The organism is Halococcus sp. PRR34 (genome assembly GCF_028617175.1).
In the GTDB taxonomy this organism is placed as follows: domain Archaea; phylum Halobacteriota; class Halobacteria; order Halobacteriales; family Halococcaceae; genus Halococcus; species Halococcus salifodinae.
This window is the reverse complement of the sequence record NZ_JAQJDA010000019.1, coordinates 23,926-39,474: the sequence shown is the minus strand read 5'-3', so window position 1 is coordinate 39,474 and position 15,549 is coordinate 23,926. Positions and strand designations below refer to the sequence as shown.

The 15,549-nt window shown below is 66.9% G+C and carries 21 protein-coding genes and 1 tRNA gene; 7 read left to right on the top strand and 15 right to left on the bottom strand.

The annotated features are described in order from the left end of the window. Positions 1 to 116: 116 nt before the first annotated feature. Entirely contained in the window at positions 117 to 1,079 is a 963-nt protein-coding gene (locus PHA81_RS17075) for a formyltetrahydrofolate deformylase (RefSeq protein WP_049909783.1), read from the top strand. A gap of 24 nt (positions 1,080 to 1,103) precedes the next feature. Here PHA81_RS17075 and PHA81_RS17070 read toward each other — a convergent pair whose 3' ends face one another. Further along, positions 1,104 to 2,153 (bottom strand): phosphoribosylaminoimidazolesuccinocarboxamide synthase, encoded by a 1,050-nt coding sequence (locus PHA81_RS17070; RefSeq protein WP_005039261.1) that lies wholly within the window; start codon positions 2,151 to 2,153, stop codon positions 1,104 to 1,106. A 115-nt stretch (positions 2,154 to 2,268) separates the two neighbouring features. Here PHA81_RS17070 and PHA81_RS17065 point away from each other — a divergent pair, with 115 nt between their 5' ends. Both PHA81_RS17065 and PHA81_RS17060 read left to right on the top strand, forming a co-directional pair. After that, on the top strand, positions 2,269 to 2,415 hold the full coding sequence (locus tag PHA81_RS17065; protein ID WP_161606936.1) for a hypothetical protein: 147 nt from the start codon (positions 2,269 to 2,271) through the stop codon (positions 2,413 to 2,415). Between the two features lie 3 nt (positions 2,416 to 2,418). Further along, entirely contained in the window at positions 2,419 to 2,670 is a 252-nt protein-coding gene (locus tag PHA81_RS17060) for a hypothetical protein (protein ID WP_005039263.1), read from the top strand. Positions 2,671 to 2,685: 15 nt separating this feature from the next. On the opposite strand, the gene PHA81_RS17055 is transcribed toward PHA81_RS17060, so the two are convergent. Next, on the bottom strand, positions 2,686 to 3,753 hold the full coding sequence (locus PHA81_RS17055; protein ID WP_005039266.1) for a hypothetical protein: 1,068 nt from the start codon (positions 3,751 to 3,753) through the stop codon (positions 2,686 to 2,688). 181 nt (positions 3,754 to 3,934) lie between these two features. Here PHA81_RS17055 and PHA81_RS17050 point away from each other — a divergent pair, with 181 nt between their 5' ends. Beyond that, positions 3,935 to 4,711, top strand: a complete 777-nt coding sequence (locus tag PHA81_RS17050) for a hypothetical protein (protein WP_005039268.1) — start codon at positions 3,935 to 3,937, stop codon at positions 4,709 to 4,711. Between the two features lie 52 nt (positions 4,712 to 4,763). Here the strand turns inward: PHA81_RS17050 and cofG are convergent, their stop codons facing one another. The 3 genes from cofG to PHA81_RS17035 form a co-directional block, all read right to left on the bottom strand. Further along, positions 4,764 to 5,876: a 7,8-didemethyl-8-hydroxy-5-deazariboflavin synthase subunit CofG gene (cofG, locus tag PHA81_RS17045; RefSeq protein ID WP_005039270.1), complete on the bottom strand. Its 1,113-nt coding sequence runs from the start codon at positions 5,874 to 5,876 to the stop codon at positions 4,764 to 4,766. Between the two features lie 200 nt (positions 5,877 to 6,076). Continuing rightward, on the bottom strand, positions 6,077 to 6,730 hold the full coding sequence (gene cofC / locus PHA81_RS17040; protein WP_005039271.1) for a 2-phospho-L-lactate guanylyltransferase: 654 nt from the start codon (positions 6,728 to 6,730) through the stop codon (positions 6,077 to 6,079). Positions 6,731 to 6,821: 91 nt separating this feature from the next. Then, a complete protein-coding gene (locus tag PHA81_RS17035) occupies positions 6,822 to 7,709 on the bottom strand; it encodes a complex I NDUFA9 subunit family protein (RefSeq protein ID WP_005039273.1) in 888 nt (295 codons plus the stop codon). An 80-nt stretch (positions 7,710 to 7,789) separates the two neighbouring features. Between PHA81_RS17035 and tmk the strand changes: the two genes are divergently transcribed. Further along, on the top strand, positions 7,790 to 8,380 hold the full coding sequence (gene tmk, locus PHA81_RS17030) for a dTMP kinase (protein WP_005039276.1): 591 nt from the start codon (positions 7,790 to 7,792) through the stop codon (positions 8,378 to 8,380). Between the two features lie 69 nt (positions 8,381 to 8,449). Here tmk and PHA81_RS17025 read toward each other — a convergent pair whose 3' ends face one another. From PHA81_RS17025 to PHA81_RS17015, 3 genes are all read right to left on the bottom strand, one after another. Further along, positions 8,450 to 8,731, bottom strand: coding sequence for a hypothetical protein (locus tag PHA81_RS17025; RefSeq protein ID WP_005039279.1), 282 nt, complete (start codon positions 8,729 to 8,731; stop codon positions 8,450 to 8,452). 101 nt (positions 8,732 to 8,832) lie between these two features. Then, entirely contained in the window at positions 8,833 to 9,510 is a 678-nt protein-coding gene (locus PHA81_RS17020; RefSeq protein ID WP_005039281.1) for a helix-turn-helix domain-containing protein, read from the bottom strand. A gap of 180 nt (positions 9,511 to 9,690) precedes the next feature. Continuing rightward, on the bottom strand, positions 9,691 to 10,017 hold the full coding sequence (locus PHA81_RS17015) for a hypothetical protein (protein ID WP_005039284.1): 327 nt from the start codon (positions 10,015 to 10,017) through the stop codon (positions 9,691 to 9,693). A 71-nt stretch (positions 10,018 to 10,088) separates the two neighbouring features. Between PHA81_RS17015 and PHA81_RS17010 the strand changes: the two genes are divergently transcribed. Together PHA81_RS17010 and PHA81_RS17005 are read left to right on the top strand one after the other, a co-directional pair. Next, positions 10,089 to 11,105 (top strand): thiamine pyrophosphate-dependent dehydrogenase E1 component subunit alpha, encoded by a 1,017-nt coding sequence (locus tag PHA81_RS17010; RefSeq protein WP_005039287.1) that lies wholly within the window; start codon positions 10,089 to 10,091, stop codon positions 11,103 to 11,105. Between the two features lie 74 nt (positions 11,106 to 11,179). Continuing rightward, entirely contained in the window at positions 11,180 to 11,869 is a 690-nt protein-coding gene (locus PHA81_RS17005; RefSeq protein ID WP_005039290.1) for a TrkA family potassium uptake protein, read from the top strand. A 19-nt stretch (positions 11,870 to 11,888) separates the two neighbouring features. Here the strand turns inward: PHA81_RS17005 and PHA81_RS17000 are convergent, their stop codons facing one another. The 7 genes from PHA81_RS17000 to PHA81_RS16970 all read right to left on the bottom strand — a co-directional run bounded on the left by PHA81_RS17000 (position 11,889) and on the right by PHA81_RS16970 (position 15,428). Beyond that, positions 11,889 to 12,395 (bottom strand): DUF5813 family protein, encoded by a 507-nt coding sequence (locus PHA81_RS17000; protein ID WP_005039292.1) that lies wholly within the window; start codon positions 12,393 to 12,395, stop codon positions 11,889 to 11,891. A 52-nt stretch (positions 12,396 to 12,447) separates the two neighbouring features. Then, positions 12,448 to 12,834, bottom strand: a complete 387-nt coding sequence (locus PHA81_RS16995; RefSeq protein ID WP_206536821.1) for a hypothetical protein — start codon at positions 12,832 to 12,834, stop codon at positions 12,448 to 12,450. 61 nt (positions 12,835 to 12,895) lie between these two features. Next, positions 12,896 to 12,980, bottom strand: a tRNA-Leu gene (locus PHA81_RS16990). Between the two features lie 45 nt (positions 12,981 to 13,025). Beyond that, positions 13,026 to 13,361, bottom strand: coding sequence for a ferredoxin (locus PHA81_RS16985; RefSeq protein ID WP_005039296.1), 336 nt, complete (start codon positions 13,359 to 13,361; stop codon positions 13,026 to 13,028). Between the two features lie 93 nt (positions 13,362 to 13,454). Further along, complete coding sequence (locus PHA81_RS16980) at positions 13,455 to 13,601, bottom strand: hypothetical protein (protein ID WP_005039298.1); 147 nt, start codon at positions 13,599 to 13,601, stop codon at positions 13,455 to 13,457. Between the two features lie 57 nt (positions 13,602 to 13,658). Next, entirely contained in the window at positions 13,659 to 14,159 is a 501-nt protein-coding gene (locus PHA81_RS16975) for a peptidylprolyl isomerase (RefSeq protein ID WP_005039300.1), read from the bottom strand. Between the two features lie 117 nt (positions 14,160 to 14,276). After that, positions 14,277 to 15,428, bottom strand: a complete 1,152-nt coding sequence (locus PHA81_RS16970; RefSeq protein ID WP_005039302.1) for an FAD-dependent oxidoreductase — start codon at positions 15,426 to 15,428, stop codon at positions 14,277 to 14,279. Positions 15,429 to 15,549 lie beyond the last annotated feature (121 nt).

Sequence of the window (15,549 nt, the reverse complement as noted above, 5' to 3'; positions counted from 1 at the left end):
GGTCGGCGAAAACCCTTCTGCATCGGTTCGGCCGCGAGTGCTGCTGCAAACGAAGGGTTTTCGCCCGCGTTCGGCGAAACGACGCCAATGAACACGACCGACACACAGTGGTGGCGATGAACCCACGACTCACCGAGATCACGGTGATCGGCGACGACGACACCGGCCTCATCGCTCGGATCACCTCGCTCCTCTTCGAGCGCGGCGTGAACATCGAGGACCTCGATCAGGCGGTTCGTCAGGACCTGTTCCGGATGACGATGCGGGTCGACACGAGCGAGATGGACGGCTCGAAGGACGACCTCCGCCGGGCGCTCGACGACCTCTGCGAGGAGCTGGGAATGGACGTTCAGGTCCGATTCCCCGCCGATCGCGAGACGAGACAGGTCGCGGTGCTCGCCACGAAGGAATCACACTGCCTCGACGCGCTGTTCGACGCGTGGGAGACGGGCGATCCCGACGCCGAGATCGGGGTCGTAGTCGCGAACCACGACGACCTCGCGCCGATCGCCGAGGCTCACGACGTGCCGTTTTACGATGTCGGCGATGCGGGCGGCGTGCCCGACGAGGAGTGGTTGCTCGATGTCCTCGCCGATCACGACGTCGATCTCGTGGTGCTCGCGCGCTACATGCGCATCCTGAGTCCCAACGTGGTGTTTCGCTACGAGAGCCGCATCATCAACATCCATCCTTCCCTGTTGCCCGCCTTCCCCGGCGCGGAGCCGTACCGCCAGGCGCTCGACGCCGGGGTCCGGGTCGCGGGCGTCACCGCCCACTACGTCACGACCGACCTCGACCAGGGGCCGATCATCACCCAGCGCGCGTTCAACGTGCCCGACGACGCCACCGTCGCCGATCTCGAACGCCGCGGCCAGCCCCTCGAAGCCGAGGCGCTCGTCGAAGCGGTGCGGCTCCACCTCGAAGACGATCTCGTCGTCGGTCGAGGCCGAACCCACCTCCGCAACGGCGAGAACGCCGCCCTCGGGCTTCCCGACGAGATCGAACGACTAAACCCGGATCGGCCGGTCGACGCGGAGACACCACCCGCCGGCGAACCGGCCGGAACGAGCGACGACTGACAACTAACGACTGACGATTGATTCTCAGTTCCCGAGCGAACGCACAGTCGCAACCGCGTCGTCGAGCGCCGGTGCGTCGAAGATGTCGCGATCGAGATAGGCGTTCGCGCCCGCAGTATAGAGATCGCTCGCGGTGTCGATCACGCTCTCGGCGAGCGGTTCGGGGTCGCGCTCACACAGCGCACGCCAGTCGGTCTCGCCCTGCTCGTCGGCCTCGGTCTTCGCAGCACTGACCGCTGCGACCCACTCCGGCTGCGTGCGCTTGTGGTACTGGCGGAGCACCTCCTTCGAGAGCTGCTGGCCGTCGTAGGAAAACCGGTTCTCGTCGAACGTGCCGACCACATCGGCGACCCGGACCTCGCCGTCGACGTAACAGCACTCGATCTTGCCGTCCTCGTGGGTTATCCCGATCGATTCGGCCCGATCTGTCACGATCCGGTTGACCTCGCGTGCGACCGCCGCGAGGTCGTCGAGCGCCGCCCGTCCCGCGATCCGGTCGGCTTCCTCGCGCGTGAGATACCGGTCCTGTTCCTCGAACTTCGTCGAGAACTCGACGACCGGCTCCGGGAGATCGACCGGGTCGTCGGGCCACTCGGCCGCACCGAGCCCCACCTCGCCGGGATCGCGGCGCGAGCGCAGGCTCGATCCCACCGGGACGCTGTTCCGGAAGACGATTTCGAGCGGGACGAGGTAGTTCTCGCCCGCTGCGGCGTGGAACGTCTCGTAGTCGTAGCTTCCGTCTTCGGGGGGAAGATCCGGCACCTGGACGAGATCGATCGCCATCTCACGGGGCGGTGCCGCGACGGCGTCCAGTTCGACCGCCTCGGACTCCCCACCCGTTTCGTCGGCCGTCGGATCGACGACACCCCGGTAGTGGGTCGGCACGTCTTCGGCTTCGAGCAGTTCGAAGTTGTACGCGCCCATCGCACAGAGGGAGCGACCTTTCTCGGGAACGGTGTCGGGCATCTGCCCCCAGTCGAACACGGAATAGGCGTCGGTGAACACGAACCGCCCGCTGCCGGGCGTGTCGGCGGTGGCGGGCTCCTCGATCCGGAACTCCTTGACACTGGTCATGCGGGGGAGTTCCGTCGGTCGAACTAAGCGGTTGCTATATCGCCCTCGACGATCGAGCGGAGCAAAGGTATAACACCGGTCCGTCTCGAAGCTTCGAGGTACCGATCCACACGCAATGACCGAACACATCTGTGGGAAGTGTGACACCGAAGCCGAGTCTCAGTGGGCGATCCGCCTCGAACGCGATGCGGACGAACGTACCTACCGGCTCTGTCGGGGCTGCTGGGACGATCTCAGCGGCCGGTTCGGCGAGGGGGAGTGATCGATGACGGACGATTCCGACGGGTCGACGGCCGACGCGACGCCCGCCGACTCGACCCCCGCTGGCACGGAATGTGCGCTCTGTGAGACCGACCTCAGTCCCCGGGACTATCCCGACTGTCGGGCGGTCCTGATCGACGAAAGCGGGCCCGACGGCGACGAGGAGACGATCCGGATGGTGTGTGCGGACTGCTGGTCGGGGTTGGACGACGAGCTCGGTGATCCCTCGGGCTCGCCGTCGACTCGCTCGGCGTAGCCGGCCCCTTCGAACTCAGTCCCACGCCGCTTCGACAGCACCCTCCGCGTACCGTACCACCGATTTGTTGCCGCTCGGTGGCTCGGCGTCACGATCGACCGAGCGCTCGACGATAACCCCGCCAGCGCCGACCGCCACATCGTAGGTGTCCGTGCGCGCGACGCCGTTGAGCTTCGTCTCGACCGGCGCCTGGAATCGCCGCCACTGGCCGGCAGACTGGCGCTCGTAGACTTTTCCGCCCGAGCCTGCCGCGAGCCCCATCGCGCCGTCGCGGTCGATCGCCCGGATCGCCTGGCGGCCGCCATCGATGACGTGGGGCGTCCATCGGAACCCGTCGTAGCGGTAGACGATCCCGCCGCCGGCGGCCACATTGACGTCCTTCGGGCCGACGCTCGCGGCGTCGAAGAAGGCCCCGCCAGCGAAGTCGATCCCGATCTTGTTCCATTTCATGCCGCCGTCGCCCGTCGCGGCGACGAACTGGCTGGTCGAGACGACGTGGCCCTTCTTCCGCGCGTGGAAGTCGATCGCCGGGATCGTGGAGCCACCGCCGGGTTTGGTCACGTCCTCGTACTTGACTGCGCCGCTCTCCTGGCGGACGCCGATCAGTAGCTCGCCCGAACCGTTGACGAAGTAGAGCCGCTCGTTCTCGCCCGCAGTGCCCCGCACCGCACAGCCTTCCCACGTGCTCGTCTTCTCCTTCGGCGCGGAGTAGTTCGTGAGCGTCTCAGTGTCGACGCGATACTCGCCGATCACACCCGAGCCGCCGACGAACCAGAGCGCCTTGCCGTCGTCGGTCACGTCGACACCCGTCAGCGGCCGGCTCCGTGCCTGAGGGCCGTACTCGACGACCTTCTGCCAGCCGTCCTTCCGTCTCGCGAGTACGTCGCCACCGGCCCCGACCGCGAACGGCCCCTCGGCGGTGTCGACCGCACCGTTCAGGGTCTTCGTGGTCGGCGACTCTGCCTCCGTCCACTCGATGTCGGGCGTGTCGTCCTGCGCAAGACCGACGCTCGGAACGCCGACCGCGGCCGCCGCCGTCGCCCCGGTCAGTTTCAGCAACTCGCGCCGCGTGTGGTTGGTCATTCGTGTCCTCACCACACCCTCATCCACGGCGAAGCGTGTTGAATAACCGAGATATTCCGGAAGAACGATCGGTTCGCATGGAGTGTTCCGATCCGCTCAGCGACGAGCCGTTATTCGCTCGCCAATCCGAAACGGTCGGCGAGGCGGGGAGTTAATTGTACTGAGAGAGAACCGAGGATCGATGGCCGACTCCGTCCGTGTCGCGGTTCGAGAGCGGGTGAGTTCGCGGGCGATACTGGCGTGGCTCGGGGTCATCGCCATCTCCGTGTGGGTCTTCGACGGATCGGCGACACAGACCGCGACGGGCCTCACGGTGACGGGAATTTTCGGTCTTTCGGAGCTCCTGACGGAGGTGTACGATCTCCGCGAGACAGTCAGAACCCTCGGTTTCGGTCTCATGGCGTTGCTCTCCGGCGTTGCCCTGTTCGTGCTTGGCGGCACTGGTACGTGGTGGCTGCCGGTGGTTTTCGCGGCCGTCGGCGGGTGGCTCGCCCTCGATTCGGTCCAGACGCTCCGTCACGAGGGGCTCTTCATCGACGAGGGCGACGGTGAGAGCCCCGACGGCCGGGACGTCTACCACGACTACGTCACGAGGAAGGTCGACGAGACGCTCCGCGAGCAACCTCTCACCCGTCGAGAGCTGTCCGACGCGCTCGACCCAGACGACGCGACGCTCGATCACGCGCTCGCCGAACTCGACGACCGTGACCTCCTCGTTCGGCAGGGCAGCGAACTCCGTACCGAGTCCCCGTCGGAGCCGGGAGGGGTAGCACGGGCTCGGCATCTGGCCGCGACCACGGCTGCCCGACTCGCACGGCCGCTCACCGTCGAGTTCGACGACGAATCGACGGCCGACGACGGGACCGATCGGTACAGTCCGACACCGGAGCCAGTCGATTCACGGTCGCGCTCCGACGACAATCAAGAGCGCGAACGCGAACCCGCAAGACGCCGGTAGCTGGCGAGGTGTCCGTGTTTCCGATCGCAACCGGGATCAGGCTGACGTGGGCTTAGACTCCGGCGGGGTTCTCGCCGTGTTCGAGCACCGATCGGAAGCGCTCGCCGTGGACGGTGTCGGCGGCGAGCGCCGCCTCGATGCGCTCGTCGATCCAGCCGCCGTCGTCGACGAACCGCTCGTACACCGGCAGGCGCTCGTCTAGTGGGACGCCAGCCTCTCCCGCGATGGCTTCGAGCTCGTCGAGGCCTGGCCACGCGTAGTCGGGGTTGATGTGATCGTCGGTCACGGGCGACACCCCACCGAGGTCGTCGACACCGCAGTCGAGCACCTCACGGACGGGCGCGAGGTTCGGCGGCACCTGGATCGAGACGTCCTCCGGGAGCGCAACGCGGGCCATCGCGACCGCACGTCGGAGGATCTCGGCGTCGGGCGTCGGACTGTTCCACCGCTCGTTTTCGACGACGGGCTGGACGAGCACTTCCTGGATGTGCCCGTATTGCTCGTTGAGTTCGCGGATCGCCAGCAGTGATTCGGCCCGGTCCTCCCAGTCCTCGCCGATCCCCACCAGAATTCCGGTGGTGAAGGGAATCCCGACCTCGCCGGCCGCACGGATGGTGTCGAGGCGCTGTTCGGGCGTCTTCTGTCGGGGGCCGGCGTGAGCGCCGACGTCGGCGGTGGTTTCGAGCATCACGCCCATCGAGGCGTTCACTTCGGCGAGCATCGCCATCTCGTCGTGCTGGAGATCGCCGGGGTTGCTGTGGGGGAGGAGCCCGACGTCGAGCGCGAGTTCGCACATCTCGTAGAGGTAGTCGTGGATCGAGTCGTGGCCCCACTCATCGAGCTGGTCGTGGATCGCGTCGTAGCGGTCGTCGGGTTTGTCGCCGAAGGTGAACAGCGCCTCGGTGCAGCCGGCGTCGGCTCCGGTTTCGAGCACCTGTCGGACGTCCTCGCGACTCATCAGACTGGCTTCGCCGGGCGGGTCGAAGTACGTGCAGTAGGTACAGGTGTACCGACACGCCGTGGTCAGCGGAACGAAGACGTTGCGCGAGAACGAGAGGCGGGGTGCAGGATCGACGTCGTTGGAGTCGACAGCACACAGCCGATCGACGTCGTGCGGCGTGACGTCGATCGCATCGAGTGGATCGCGCGTGTCGGCCTCCTGCATGGATCGGGTGAAGACCGCGGACGGCTAAAAGGCTCTCACTCAGCGGGGATGCCCGGTATCCAAGGAGGGGGAGTGGGGATACCGGGCCGGGAGCGGTGGGCACCACAGCCGACGGCCACCCGCGCGAACCGGTAAGAGGGTTCGCGCAGTTCGTCCTCGGTGACGACTGCTTGAAAGGATTGTCCCAACTCTCACCCGATTCAGCCCGTCTCTGGCCCCTCATCCCGCTGCACAGCGGTCGTACCGTCCCGTCGGATATCGACGCGATCGTCCCCGCTCGTGTCGAGTCGAACGTCTTGCCTTTCGAGCCACCGACGCGTTTCCCCTGTTCCGTGGAGCAGCACTTCCGCGAGGTCCGCGGACTCGTCGACATCGGTCGCGAGCCGGTGGGAATCGACCGTCGCAAGGCTCGCACCGACCTCACGGGCGCGTTCGCGGTGATCGCGGTACGACGCGCCGTGGTAGTCGACCCGGAACTCGGGATGACGCGTCACGAACGCGTTCGTTCCGCCGCCCCGACCGGGTGCGAGCACCACGTCGGCGTCGGGCGCGAACAGCCGCGTGAGCGCGTCCGGAGTTGCGAGCGGGAGATCCGCCATCACCACTGCGACCGGCGTTCCCGCCGCCAGCACCGCATCGACGGCCGTGCTCAACGGACGATCGTCGACGATCGTGGGTGCGTCCACGTCGATCCCGGCCGTCGTGAGCACTTCGGGCGTGTGGCCGGCCTCGCGGAGCGCACGGAGTACGTCGTCCAGCATGACGCGGGCGAACTCGCGGCGCTCGGCAGGCGTGAACACGTCCGCGAGCCGGGTCTTCGGCTGTTCGGCCGCGAACGGGACGACGACGCGCATGCGCCATGCTCGGCCGTTCGGCGTCAAATGGGTGCCGGTCGGCGGGGAAAGAGAGTTCCGTCGGCGGCGCTGCTGGCGACGGAGCGGTGAGTTACGCCACGCCGAGGTAGTCGGCGAGCGAGCGCAGATCGCCCATGTCACGACCGAACGCGGTGACGTCGTTGTCGGCGACCGTGTTGTCCATTTCGAGCGAGCGCGCCTGGTCCGAGCCGAACGGGACCACCGGCAGCGGGTCGGCGAGCCCCATCCCGAGCTTCGTGAGCGCCATCGGCACCGGGGCGATCGAGACCGACTTCCCCTCCGCCCGGTAGGCGAGTTTGGCGACGTCGGCGAGCGTCAGGGTCGCCGGCCCGCCGATCTCGTAGGTTTCGCCGGTGTGGCCATCCTCGGTGACGGTATCGGCGAGCATCGGCGTGAGATCGCCGATCCAGATCGGCTGGAACCGGGTGCGACCGCCGCGGGGCAGCGCCGCGAGATACGGTGTCGTGAGTTTCTTCGTGAACGGAACGAACTCGCCGCCGTCGCCGAACACCACCGATGGCCGGACGATCGTCCAGTCGAGCGCCGAGTCACGGACCACTCCCTCGGCCTCACCTTTCGACCGGATGTACGCCGTCGGTCCCCGAGGATCGGCTCCGAGCGCGCTCATCTGGACGAACCGCTCGACACCGTGTTCCTCGGCCGCCCGAACCGCGTTCTCGGTGCCGCCGAGATGGATCTCGAAGTGCTGCTCGTCGCCGCCCGAGGGCTGGAAGAGCGGCGAGAGCGCGACGAGATTGACGACCGAATCCTGGCCCGCGAACGCCCCTTCCATCGAGTCGTAGGCGGTCACGTCGCCGATCGCGGTGTCGACGTCCGCCTCGAACACCGAGGGATCGGGATCGCGCGAGAGCGCCGTCACGTCGTGGCCGCGTTCCGCCAGTTCGTCACACAGATTCCGTCCGACGAAGCCGTCGCCACCGGTCACGAGCACGTCCATATTCTGATTACTCGGGGAGCTAACCTAAAACCACCGTCACCGGCAGGGAAGGCTTACCCGTCGGCGGGCGAAGTCGCGGTATGCTCATCACGCTCGAAGGCATCGACGGCAGCGGAAAGACCACGGTCTGGGAGGCGCTTCACGACACCGTCGACGCCACCTTCACCCGCGAGCCGACCGACTCGTGGTACGGCGAGGCGGTCGCGCGCTCGATCAACGATCCCGACGCCGACCCGCTCGCCGAACTCTTTCTGTATACGGCTGACCACGCCGCCCACCTCTCCTCTACTGTGCGCCCCGCACTCGACGCCGGCGACGTCGTGATTGCGGATCGGTACTCCGACTCGCGGTACGCCTACCAGGGCGCGGCGCTCGACGGGCGGGTGAAACGCCCGATGGAGTACGTTCGTGGCGTTCACCAGCCGTGGACGCGCCCGCCGGACGCGACGATCTATCTCGACCTCGATCCCGAGCAGGGGGCAGCGCGAAGCGGCGCGACCAACAAGTTCGAGCAGGCGGAGTATCTCGACCGGGTCCGGACGAACTACGAGCAACTCATCGAGTACGAACCCGAGCGGTTCGTGCGAGTCGACGCGACCCAGTCGCCCGAGACGGTGATCGAAGCGGCCGAATCGACGGTCGAGCGGCTGCTCGATACGGCTACCGAGTAGCTCATCGAGTCGGTCGTCGCCCGGTTTCCCGTCCGACGACTCCATCGCTGCCGATACACGCCGACGACGTTACCCTGAGGACCACTGAAGCGTGGCTTCGAGATGCTCGTGTGGATCGGCGTCGCGGCGAAGGAGTTCCCGAGACCAGCCGGAGTCGTCGTACGAGAAGCCGCACACGTCACCGTCGACGAGCGCAACGGCCTCGGTTGCGGGGTCGTCGTACCGACTCCGGCGGGCGTACATCGAGGAAGTCCCGAGCACGATGAGCGCATCCACATCGTTGCGGGCGCGTATCGCCTCTGCATCCGCTTGCTCCAGCGGAGCGGGCGGCAACGCGCCGATCAGACTCATTGTCGGTACTACTCGGCGAGTGGTTTGTATCCGTTGAGGTTGCGAATGAAAGCACAGTTCCACGGTACGGTCGCTCGTGAACGAGCGGGAAGATCCCGTTCTCAGGACTTCCCATCGTGATCCGGGACGGCCCCGACCAGCAGCGCGTCCTCGACGAGCGCGCCGGTCGCGCGCCGGAGGCGTTCGGAGAGCGCCTGATGGGAGATCCCGAGCTTCTCGGCGAGATCGTTCTGATCGATGTCGCGCGGGACCTCGTAGTAGCCCGCTTGGAGCGCGGCTTCGAGCGCCTCGAACTGTTCGGTCGTCAGGCCGTACCGACCGGCGGGCTCGCCCTCCAGCTCACGGATCGCGGTGATATCGAACGTCAACCCCTGCTCATCGCGGAACTCGGTCGTCTTCGTCAACGACTCGCGGTCGGGATAGAGCACCCGAAGATGCCACCGGCCGTCGGTGCCGTACGCGTCGGTGATGGTCGCCTCGGAGTTCGTGAGCATCTGGAGAACGAGATCGACCTCGGTGACCCACTCCATCCGGTAGAGCTGTTCGTTGTCGAACTCCGAGAGGAGTTCGATCTCCTGCACACTCGGATCGTTCTCGAAGACGTCCGCAACGGCCTCGTGGTCGGCCCCCCGGACCCACACGAGTGGCATTGCGGCATCCGTTCCAGTCTCGATGATCCGTTCGACCTCGAACTCGATGTCGGGCGACGACGAGAGCGCCTCGTAGAGCGCGAACTCGTCGGCCGGAATCTCACCCCTGATAACGCATGCACTCCCCATGGCCGTGTCCAGACGACGATCTCGGTTAAAAATTCGCTTCGAGTTGTCGTGGTTCGGCCCGCCCGTTTCGAGTGGAGATCGTGAACACACCACAATCTTTGGCCGTGCGGTGAAGCGGTGGCTGTGGTGACTGTAGTGTCTGTAGCGGCCGTGGTAGCTGTGGTGGCTGTGGCGGCGAACTCAGGATTCCCGGAGCGTGTCGGGGAGTTCGACTTCCTCGGGGGCCGGCATCCAGAAGTAATCGAACGCGACGCCGAGCGCGAACGGCAGCGCGACCGCGACACCGAGCACCGCCGTTGCGCCACCGAGGTCCGGTCCGAGTCCGACGGGGCCAGTCGCGACGAGCGTCGTCACGAACAACACTGTCGGCACGAGCAGGGCGATGTAGAGCGCGACGCCCCACTGGGTGTCGAGCCGGACGCGGATGAAACGCGTGGCGAGCGCGGCGATGACGGCGTTGACGCCGACGACCACGGCGAGCCCGACGAGGTCGGCAACCGAGACCATATCGCCCCTCGGGGCCCGCGGGACTTCGGCGTATCGGAACGGCTTTCGGGCGGGCCCGTGGGAGAGCAGATATGCACCGGGTCATCGGCGAGCGCGACCTCGAAGCGACCCAGTTCGACGCCGACGATGCGCGCGACCTGCTCCGGGACATGATCCGCGCGCGGCGGTTCGACGAGCGCGCCGTGGCGCTCCAGCGCCGCGGCTGGATGAGCGGCTATCCACCCTTTGCGGGCCAGGAGGCCACCCAAGTCGGGACGGCCCACGCGCTGGCGGCCGACGACTGGCTGTTCCCCACCTACCGCTCGAACGCGATGCAGATCGCCCGCGGCGTCCCGATGAGCGATCTGCTCGCCTTCCGGCGTGGTCATCCCGAGTTCAACTCCGATCACGATCTCCCGATCTTCCCACAGGCAGTCCCGATCGCGACCCAGCTCCCTCACGCCGTCGGCGCGGGAATGGCCGCCGACCACCAGGACGAAGACCACGCGATCGTCTGTGATTTCGGCGACGGCGCGACGTCGGAGGGCGACTTCCACGAGGCGATGAACTTCGCGGGCGTGTTCGACGCGCCGGTCGTCTTCCTCTGTGAGAACAACGGCTGGGCGATCTCCCTTCCTCGGGAACGCCAGACCGCGAGCCCGAGTATCGCCGAGAAGGCCGAAGCGTACGGGTTCGAGGGCGCACAAGTCGACGGGATGGACCCGCTCGCGGTACGGGAGGCAGTCGAGATCGCCCTCGATCGCGCTCGCGACGGCGAGCCGGTGCTCGTCGAGAGCCTGACCTACCGTCGGGGAGCCCACACCACGAGCGACGATCCGAGCCGCTACCGTGACGACGATCCCGATCTCCCCGCGTGGCGCACCAGCGACCCCGTCGAGCGATTCACCGAGTATCTCACCGACCGTGACGTAATCGACGAGACGTTCGTCGAGCAATGCGAAGAAGACGCCGACGACGAACTCGCGGACGCGGTCGAGACCGCCGAGGCGATCCCCGACCCCGCAAGCGACGAACTGTTCGAGCACGTCTATGCCGAGCCGACGCCCGAACTCGAGCGACAACGTGCATCGATCGCGGGCGACGACTGAGGAGCCGGGACAGTCCGCCGTCGAGACTGCGGGAACGGAGTAAGGTTATTGGTAGTCCTCGGTGTACAGGAGGTATGCGATTCGTCATCGTGGGTGCCGGCCGGGTCGGGCTCCGAACAGCGAGAGTGCTCGCCGAGGAGGGCCACGAAGGAACCGTGGTCGAGAACGATCCCGACCAGCTCGAACAGCTCTGGGGCGAACGCCTCGAAATCGTCGACATCCTCGACGGCGACGGCGGCAGCGAGGACGACCTCGTCGACGCGGGCATCGAGGAGGCCGACGCGGTGGGGGCGCTGACCGGCGACGTGACCACCAACATCATGGCGTGTCTGATCGGGAAGTCGAGAGGCTGTCGTACCGTAATGCGCATCGACAACGACGAGTACGAGGGAATCTACCGGAAGTACGCCGCGGAGGTCGACGAAGTGGTCTACCCCGAGCGCCTCGGCGCGATCGGCGCGAAAAACGCTCTCTTGGGGGGAACGATCCGCGCGATCGCCGACATCGCCCATCACCTCCAGCTCGTGGAGTTTACCATCACGCCCGAGTCGCCGACCCGGGGGTACACCCTGAGCGAACTCGAACTCCCCGGCGACGCCCGGCTGTTGGCGTTCGGCAAGGAAGGGGCGGCGCTCGGGCTGCCCCACGCCGACGACTCGCTCGAAGAGGGCGATCGGGTGGTGGCGCTCGCGGACTTCGACGTGCTCGGCGACGTTCGTCGGATCATCGCCGGCGACACGAGCCGTGCGGCCGGCGAGGCCTGAGTCTTCTCTCTCCTCGCTCTCAGAGCGGCATCGCGCCGCTCGACCCTTCTCCGTCGCCCTCGTCGCCCTGCTGACGCGCTCGGGAGAGCAGATCGGCGACGGGCGGCTCGTAGGTGTAGCCGGGGACGATACCCTCGACGTAGGTCCCTTCGACGTACTCCGCCAGCGCCTTCGCGGCGTCGGCCGCCCCCGCAGGATCGTCGTGCTCGAACGCGAACTCGACCCTCACTGTGCCGGCGTCGCGTTCGACGGTCGGTGCCGGTACGTCGATCGCCCCGCGCGTCACGCCGCCGGCATCGGCGAGTCGCCGCTCGAACGTCTCGAACCAGCCCTCCCGCAGCGCCTCCGCGATCGACTCCCCGGCAGCGGCGTCGAGCGTCGGGACGTGGATCGTGATACGATAGCCCGACTCAGTAGCCTCGGCGCGGCTGTCGAACGGGATGGTGGTGAGCGCGAACCCGTCGTCGATCGGCTCGAACGCCCTATGACTGTCGAACCCGTCGGTTCTGGGCGCGTTGTGGGTCATGTGGTCGGTTCGCCCTTCGCGGGCAAAAGCGCGTCGTCACCCGCTCGCGGAACTACTCGGTTCGGTCCTCTAAAACGGTGGTGACCGCGTTCGCAACCGCCTCGAAGTCCTGCATCGTCAGCCCGTCGGTGGTCACGAACACGCCGTCGCGCTCGGTGGTGATCCGGAGGAGAAAACCGTTCTCGAAGGTCCGGATGGTGTGGCGGTAGGTCCCGAGCTCGGAGTTCTGATAGGCGTTGCGGGTGTTCTTGAAGTCGTGCCACTCGTGGCCGATGAAGCTCATCAGATCGGCGTCCTGTTCGAGATCGTCCCGGAGGTAGAGCTGGTCGTAGTCGCTCCGCGTGAAGTACGTGACCGAGCGGAGGCTGTCGCCGGTCGCGGTCCGGGCGACCCGAACGAGGCGGTCGGCCGGCCCGTCGGCGAGGAGGTCGGAGTCCATCGTCCGGGTGCTCATGGGGAATCGTGATAAAATCGTCGCTGTTCGGCGATCCGGCGAAACGTGCGAGGGATGCGATTTGAACGCACGAACTCCTAAGAGATCGGGTCTTAAGCCCGACGCCTTTGGCCAGACTCGGCCACCCTCGCGCGTTCGCCCCTACGCGCTCGAAGGAAAGTCGGTTTCGGTCTCGGTTACCAATCGACCGAGAGCGTGCCGTCGCCCTCGAGATCGGGCGCGATCTCCTCGTCCGTGCGACGGTCGACCACGTGGATCACACCTCTGTCTTTCTTCGCGGGACAGACCTCGGCCGCCTCGACGTTCGCTGCGAGGTCGTCCTCGCCGATGAAGTACGATTCGGGCTGGGCGATCCCGCTCGTGAGGTTCATCGACCAGTTGTCCGACACCTCGGCACATTTGCCCGCCGCGATACATTTGTTCGCCTCGAAGATGATCTTGTAGGGTTTCTCGGCGATCGGCGGCGCGTCGCGCTCGCCGATGTCGCTCGGATCGACGGGTTCGTCGGCCATACCACAAGGTCGGGCCTCGATCGGTTTCCGTGTACCGTTCGGCTGGCAGCCGTCGGGCCCGTCGAGACGAACCACAGCTCGGCTCTCCCGGTGTCACGAGCGCGTGTAGATATCGGTACTCCCGCACTCGGGACACTGCGTGAGTGCGCCCAACGGTGGCGCGTCGACCGAATTCCACTGGTTTATCCCTGTGGCTTCGAATCCACACTTCAGACAGCGCGTCGTGGTATCGTCGACCATACGCACGCGTACTCGCCCGACTCGCAATCAGTGTTTCGCTCGGTGTCGTTTCCGGTCTCAGTCGTGGATCTCGACCGATTCGAGAACGACCTCCTCCTGGGGCTGGTCGTTCGCGTCGGTCGAGACCGAGCCGAGTTCGCGGACGACGTCCATCCCGTCGGTGACCTCGCCGAACACCGCGTGGCGGTCGTCGAGGTGGGACTGGGCGTCAAGGGTGATGAAGAACTGCGAGCCATTGGTGTCGGGCCCGGAGTTCGCCATCGAGAGCGTGCCCGCCGAGTCGTGGCGCAGCTCGTCGTGGAACTCGTCGTCGAACTGGTAGCCAGGTCCGCCGCGACCCGATTCGTCGGGGTCGCCGCCCTGAATCATGAACCCCTCGATCACGCGGTGGAAGGCCACGTCGTCGTAGAGGGGTTCCTCGACCGTTTCGCCGTCGTCTTCCCACTCCTGCTCGCCGGTCGCGAGCCCGACGAAGTTCTCGACCGTGCGCGGTGCGCGCTCGTCGTGGAGTTCGACCTCGATGTGGCCTCGATTGGTGTGCAGCGTTGCGTCCGTCATACCCGCTCGAACGACGAGCCGGCGGAAAAGGGTGCTGGTGACCGATCGCTCCCGTCCGTTCCGTGCAACGTGGCGACCGCCGGAGCCAGAACGACGATCGACGCACCGTCGCCGGCGTCACGCGACGTTTCGCTCGACGAGTTCGTCGCCGTCGTCCTCGAACCGGCGACTCGACAGCGGCTCGACGTCGACCAGCGACGCCTCGCCGTCGGTGCAGAGTTCGGCCACCAGCCGTCCGGTGGCTGGCGCGTGCTGGAACCCGTGGCCCGAGAACCCCGCCGCGGTGACCAGGCCAGGTACCGTTTCTTCGAGGATGGGGTGGTGATCCGGCGTCACGGCGTACAGCCCCGCCCACCCACGGCGGATGCGCGAATCGCCGTCGAAGTAGCTCGTGTACGCCGCCGCGCGTTCGACCGCCGTGGCCGCCCAGTCGAGATCCATCGAGTCCGAGTAGGCGCTCGGATCGACGTCGGACCCGGTCTCGGCGAAGTGGCCACCGACGAGCGCGGCCCCGTCCCGTTCGGGGCGGAAGTACGACCCCTCCTCCAGATCGATCGTCAGCGGGACATCCGCCGACACCGGGCGGCTGGGATCGACGACCGCGATCTGGCGGCGGCGCGGGTGAATCGGGAGGTCGATCCCCGCCAGGTCGGCGACGGTCGCCGCCCACGCGCCCGCAGCGTTGACCACGAACTCCGCGTCGATCCGTTCGGCGTCGGTTTCGACGCCCGTGACCCGGCCGCCGTCGGTGACGAGATCGACGACGGGCGTCCCCGTTCGGACGTCGACGCCGGCCTCCCGAGCGCTCGTCGCGTACCCCTGGACGGCGAGGTTCGGGTCGGCGAACCCGTCGGCAGCGTTGTAGGTCGCTCCGACGAACTCGTCGGGATCAAGGCCCGGACAGCGCTCGACGGCCTCGCTGGGCGAGAGGAACTCGCTGTCCACGCCGAGGTCGTGCTGCATCGCCACGTTCTCGCGGAACCGATCGGCCGTCTCGGGGGTGCGGGCGAGGAAGCAGTAGCCTGGCCGCCGGTGGGCGATGTCGACGCCGAACTTCGCCTCGAACGCCTCCCAAACCCGCAGGCTCTCGATCGAGAGGCGGACGTTGACCGGCGTCGAGAACTGGGTCCTGATCCCGCCCGCCGAGCGGGCGGTGCTCCCCGTTCCGAGCGAGCCGCTCTCACAGAGGGTCACGTCCGCACCGGCCGCGGCGAGCGCGTTCGCGGACGAGAGCCCCACGATGCCGCCCCCGACGACGACCACATTCATGCTGGCGAATCTGAGCCGCGTGGTGGAATAAGTCTACTGGCGACGCCGGAAGCGGTGCCCATCGGAGCCCTCTCCGAGGAATCGTTCATTCGGCTCCGTCAAGACACTCAATGATTGGTGG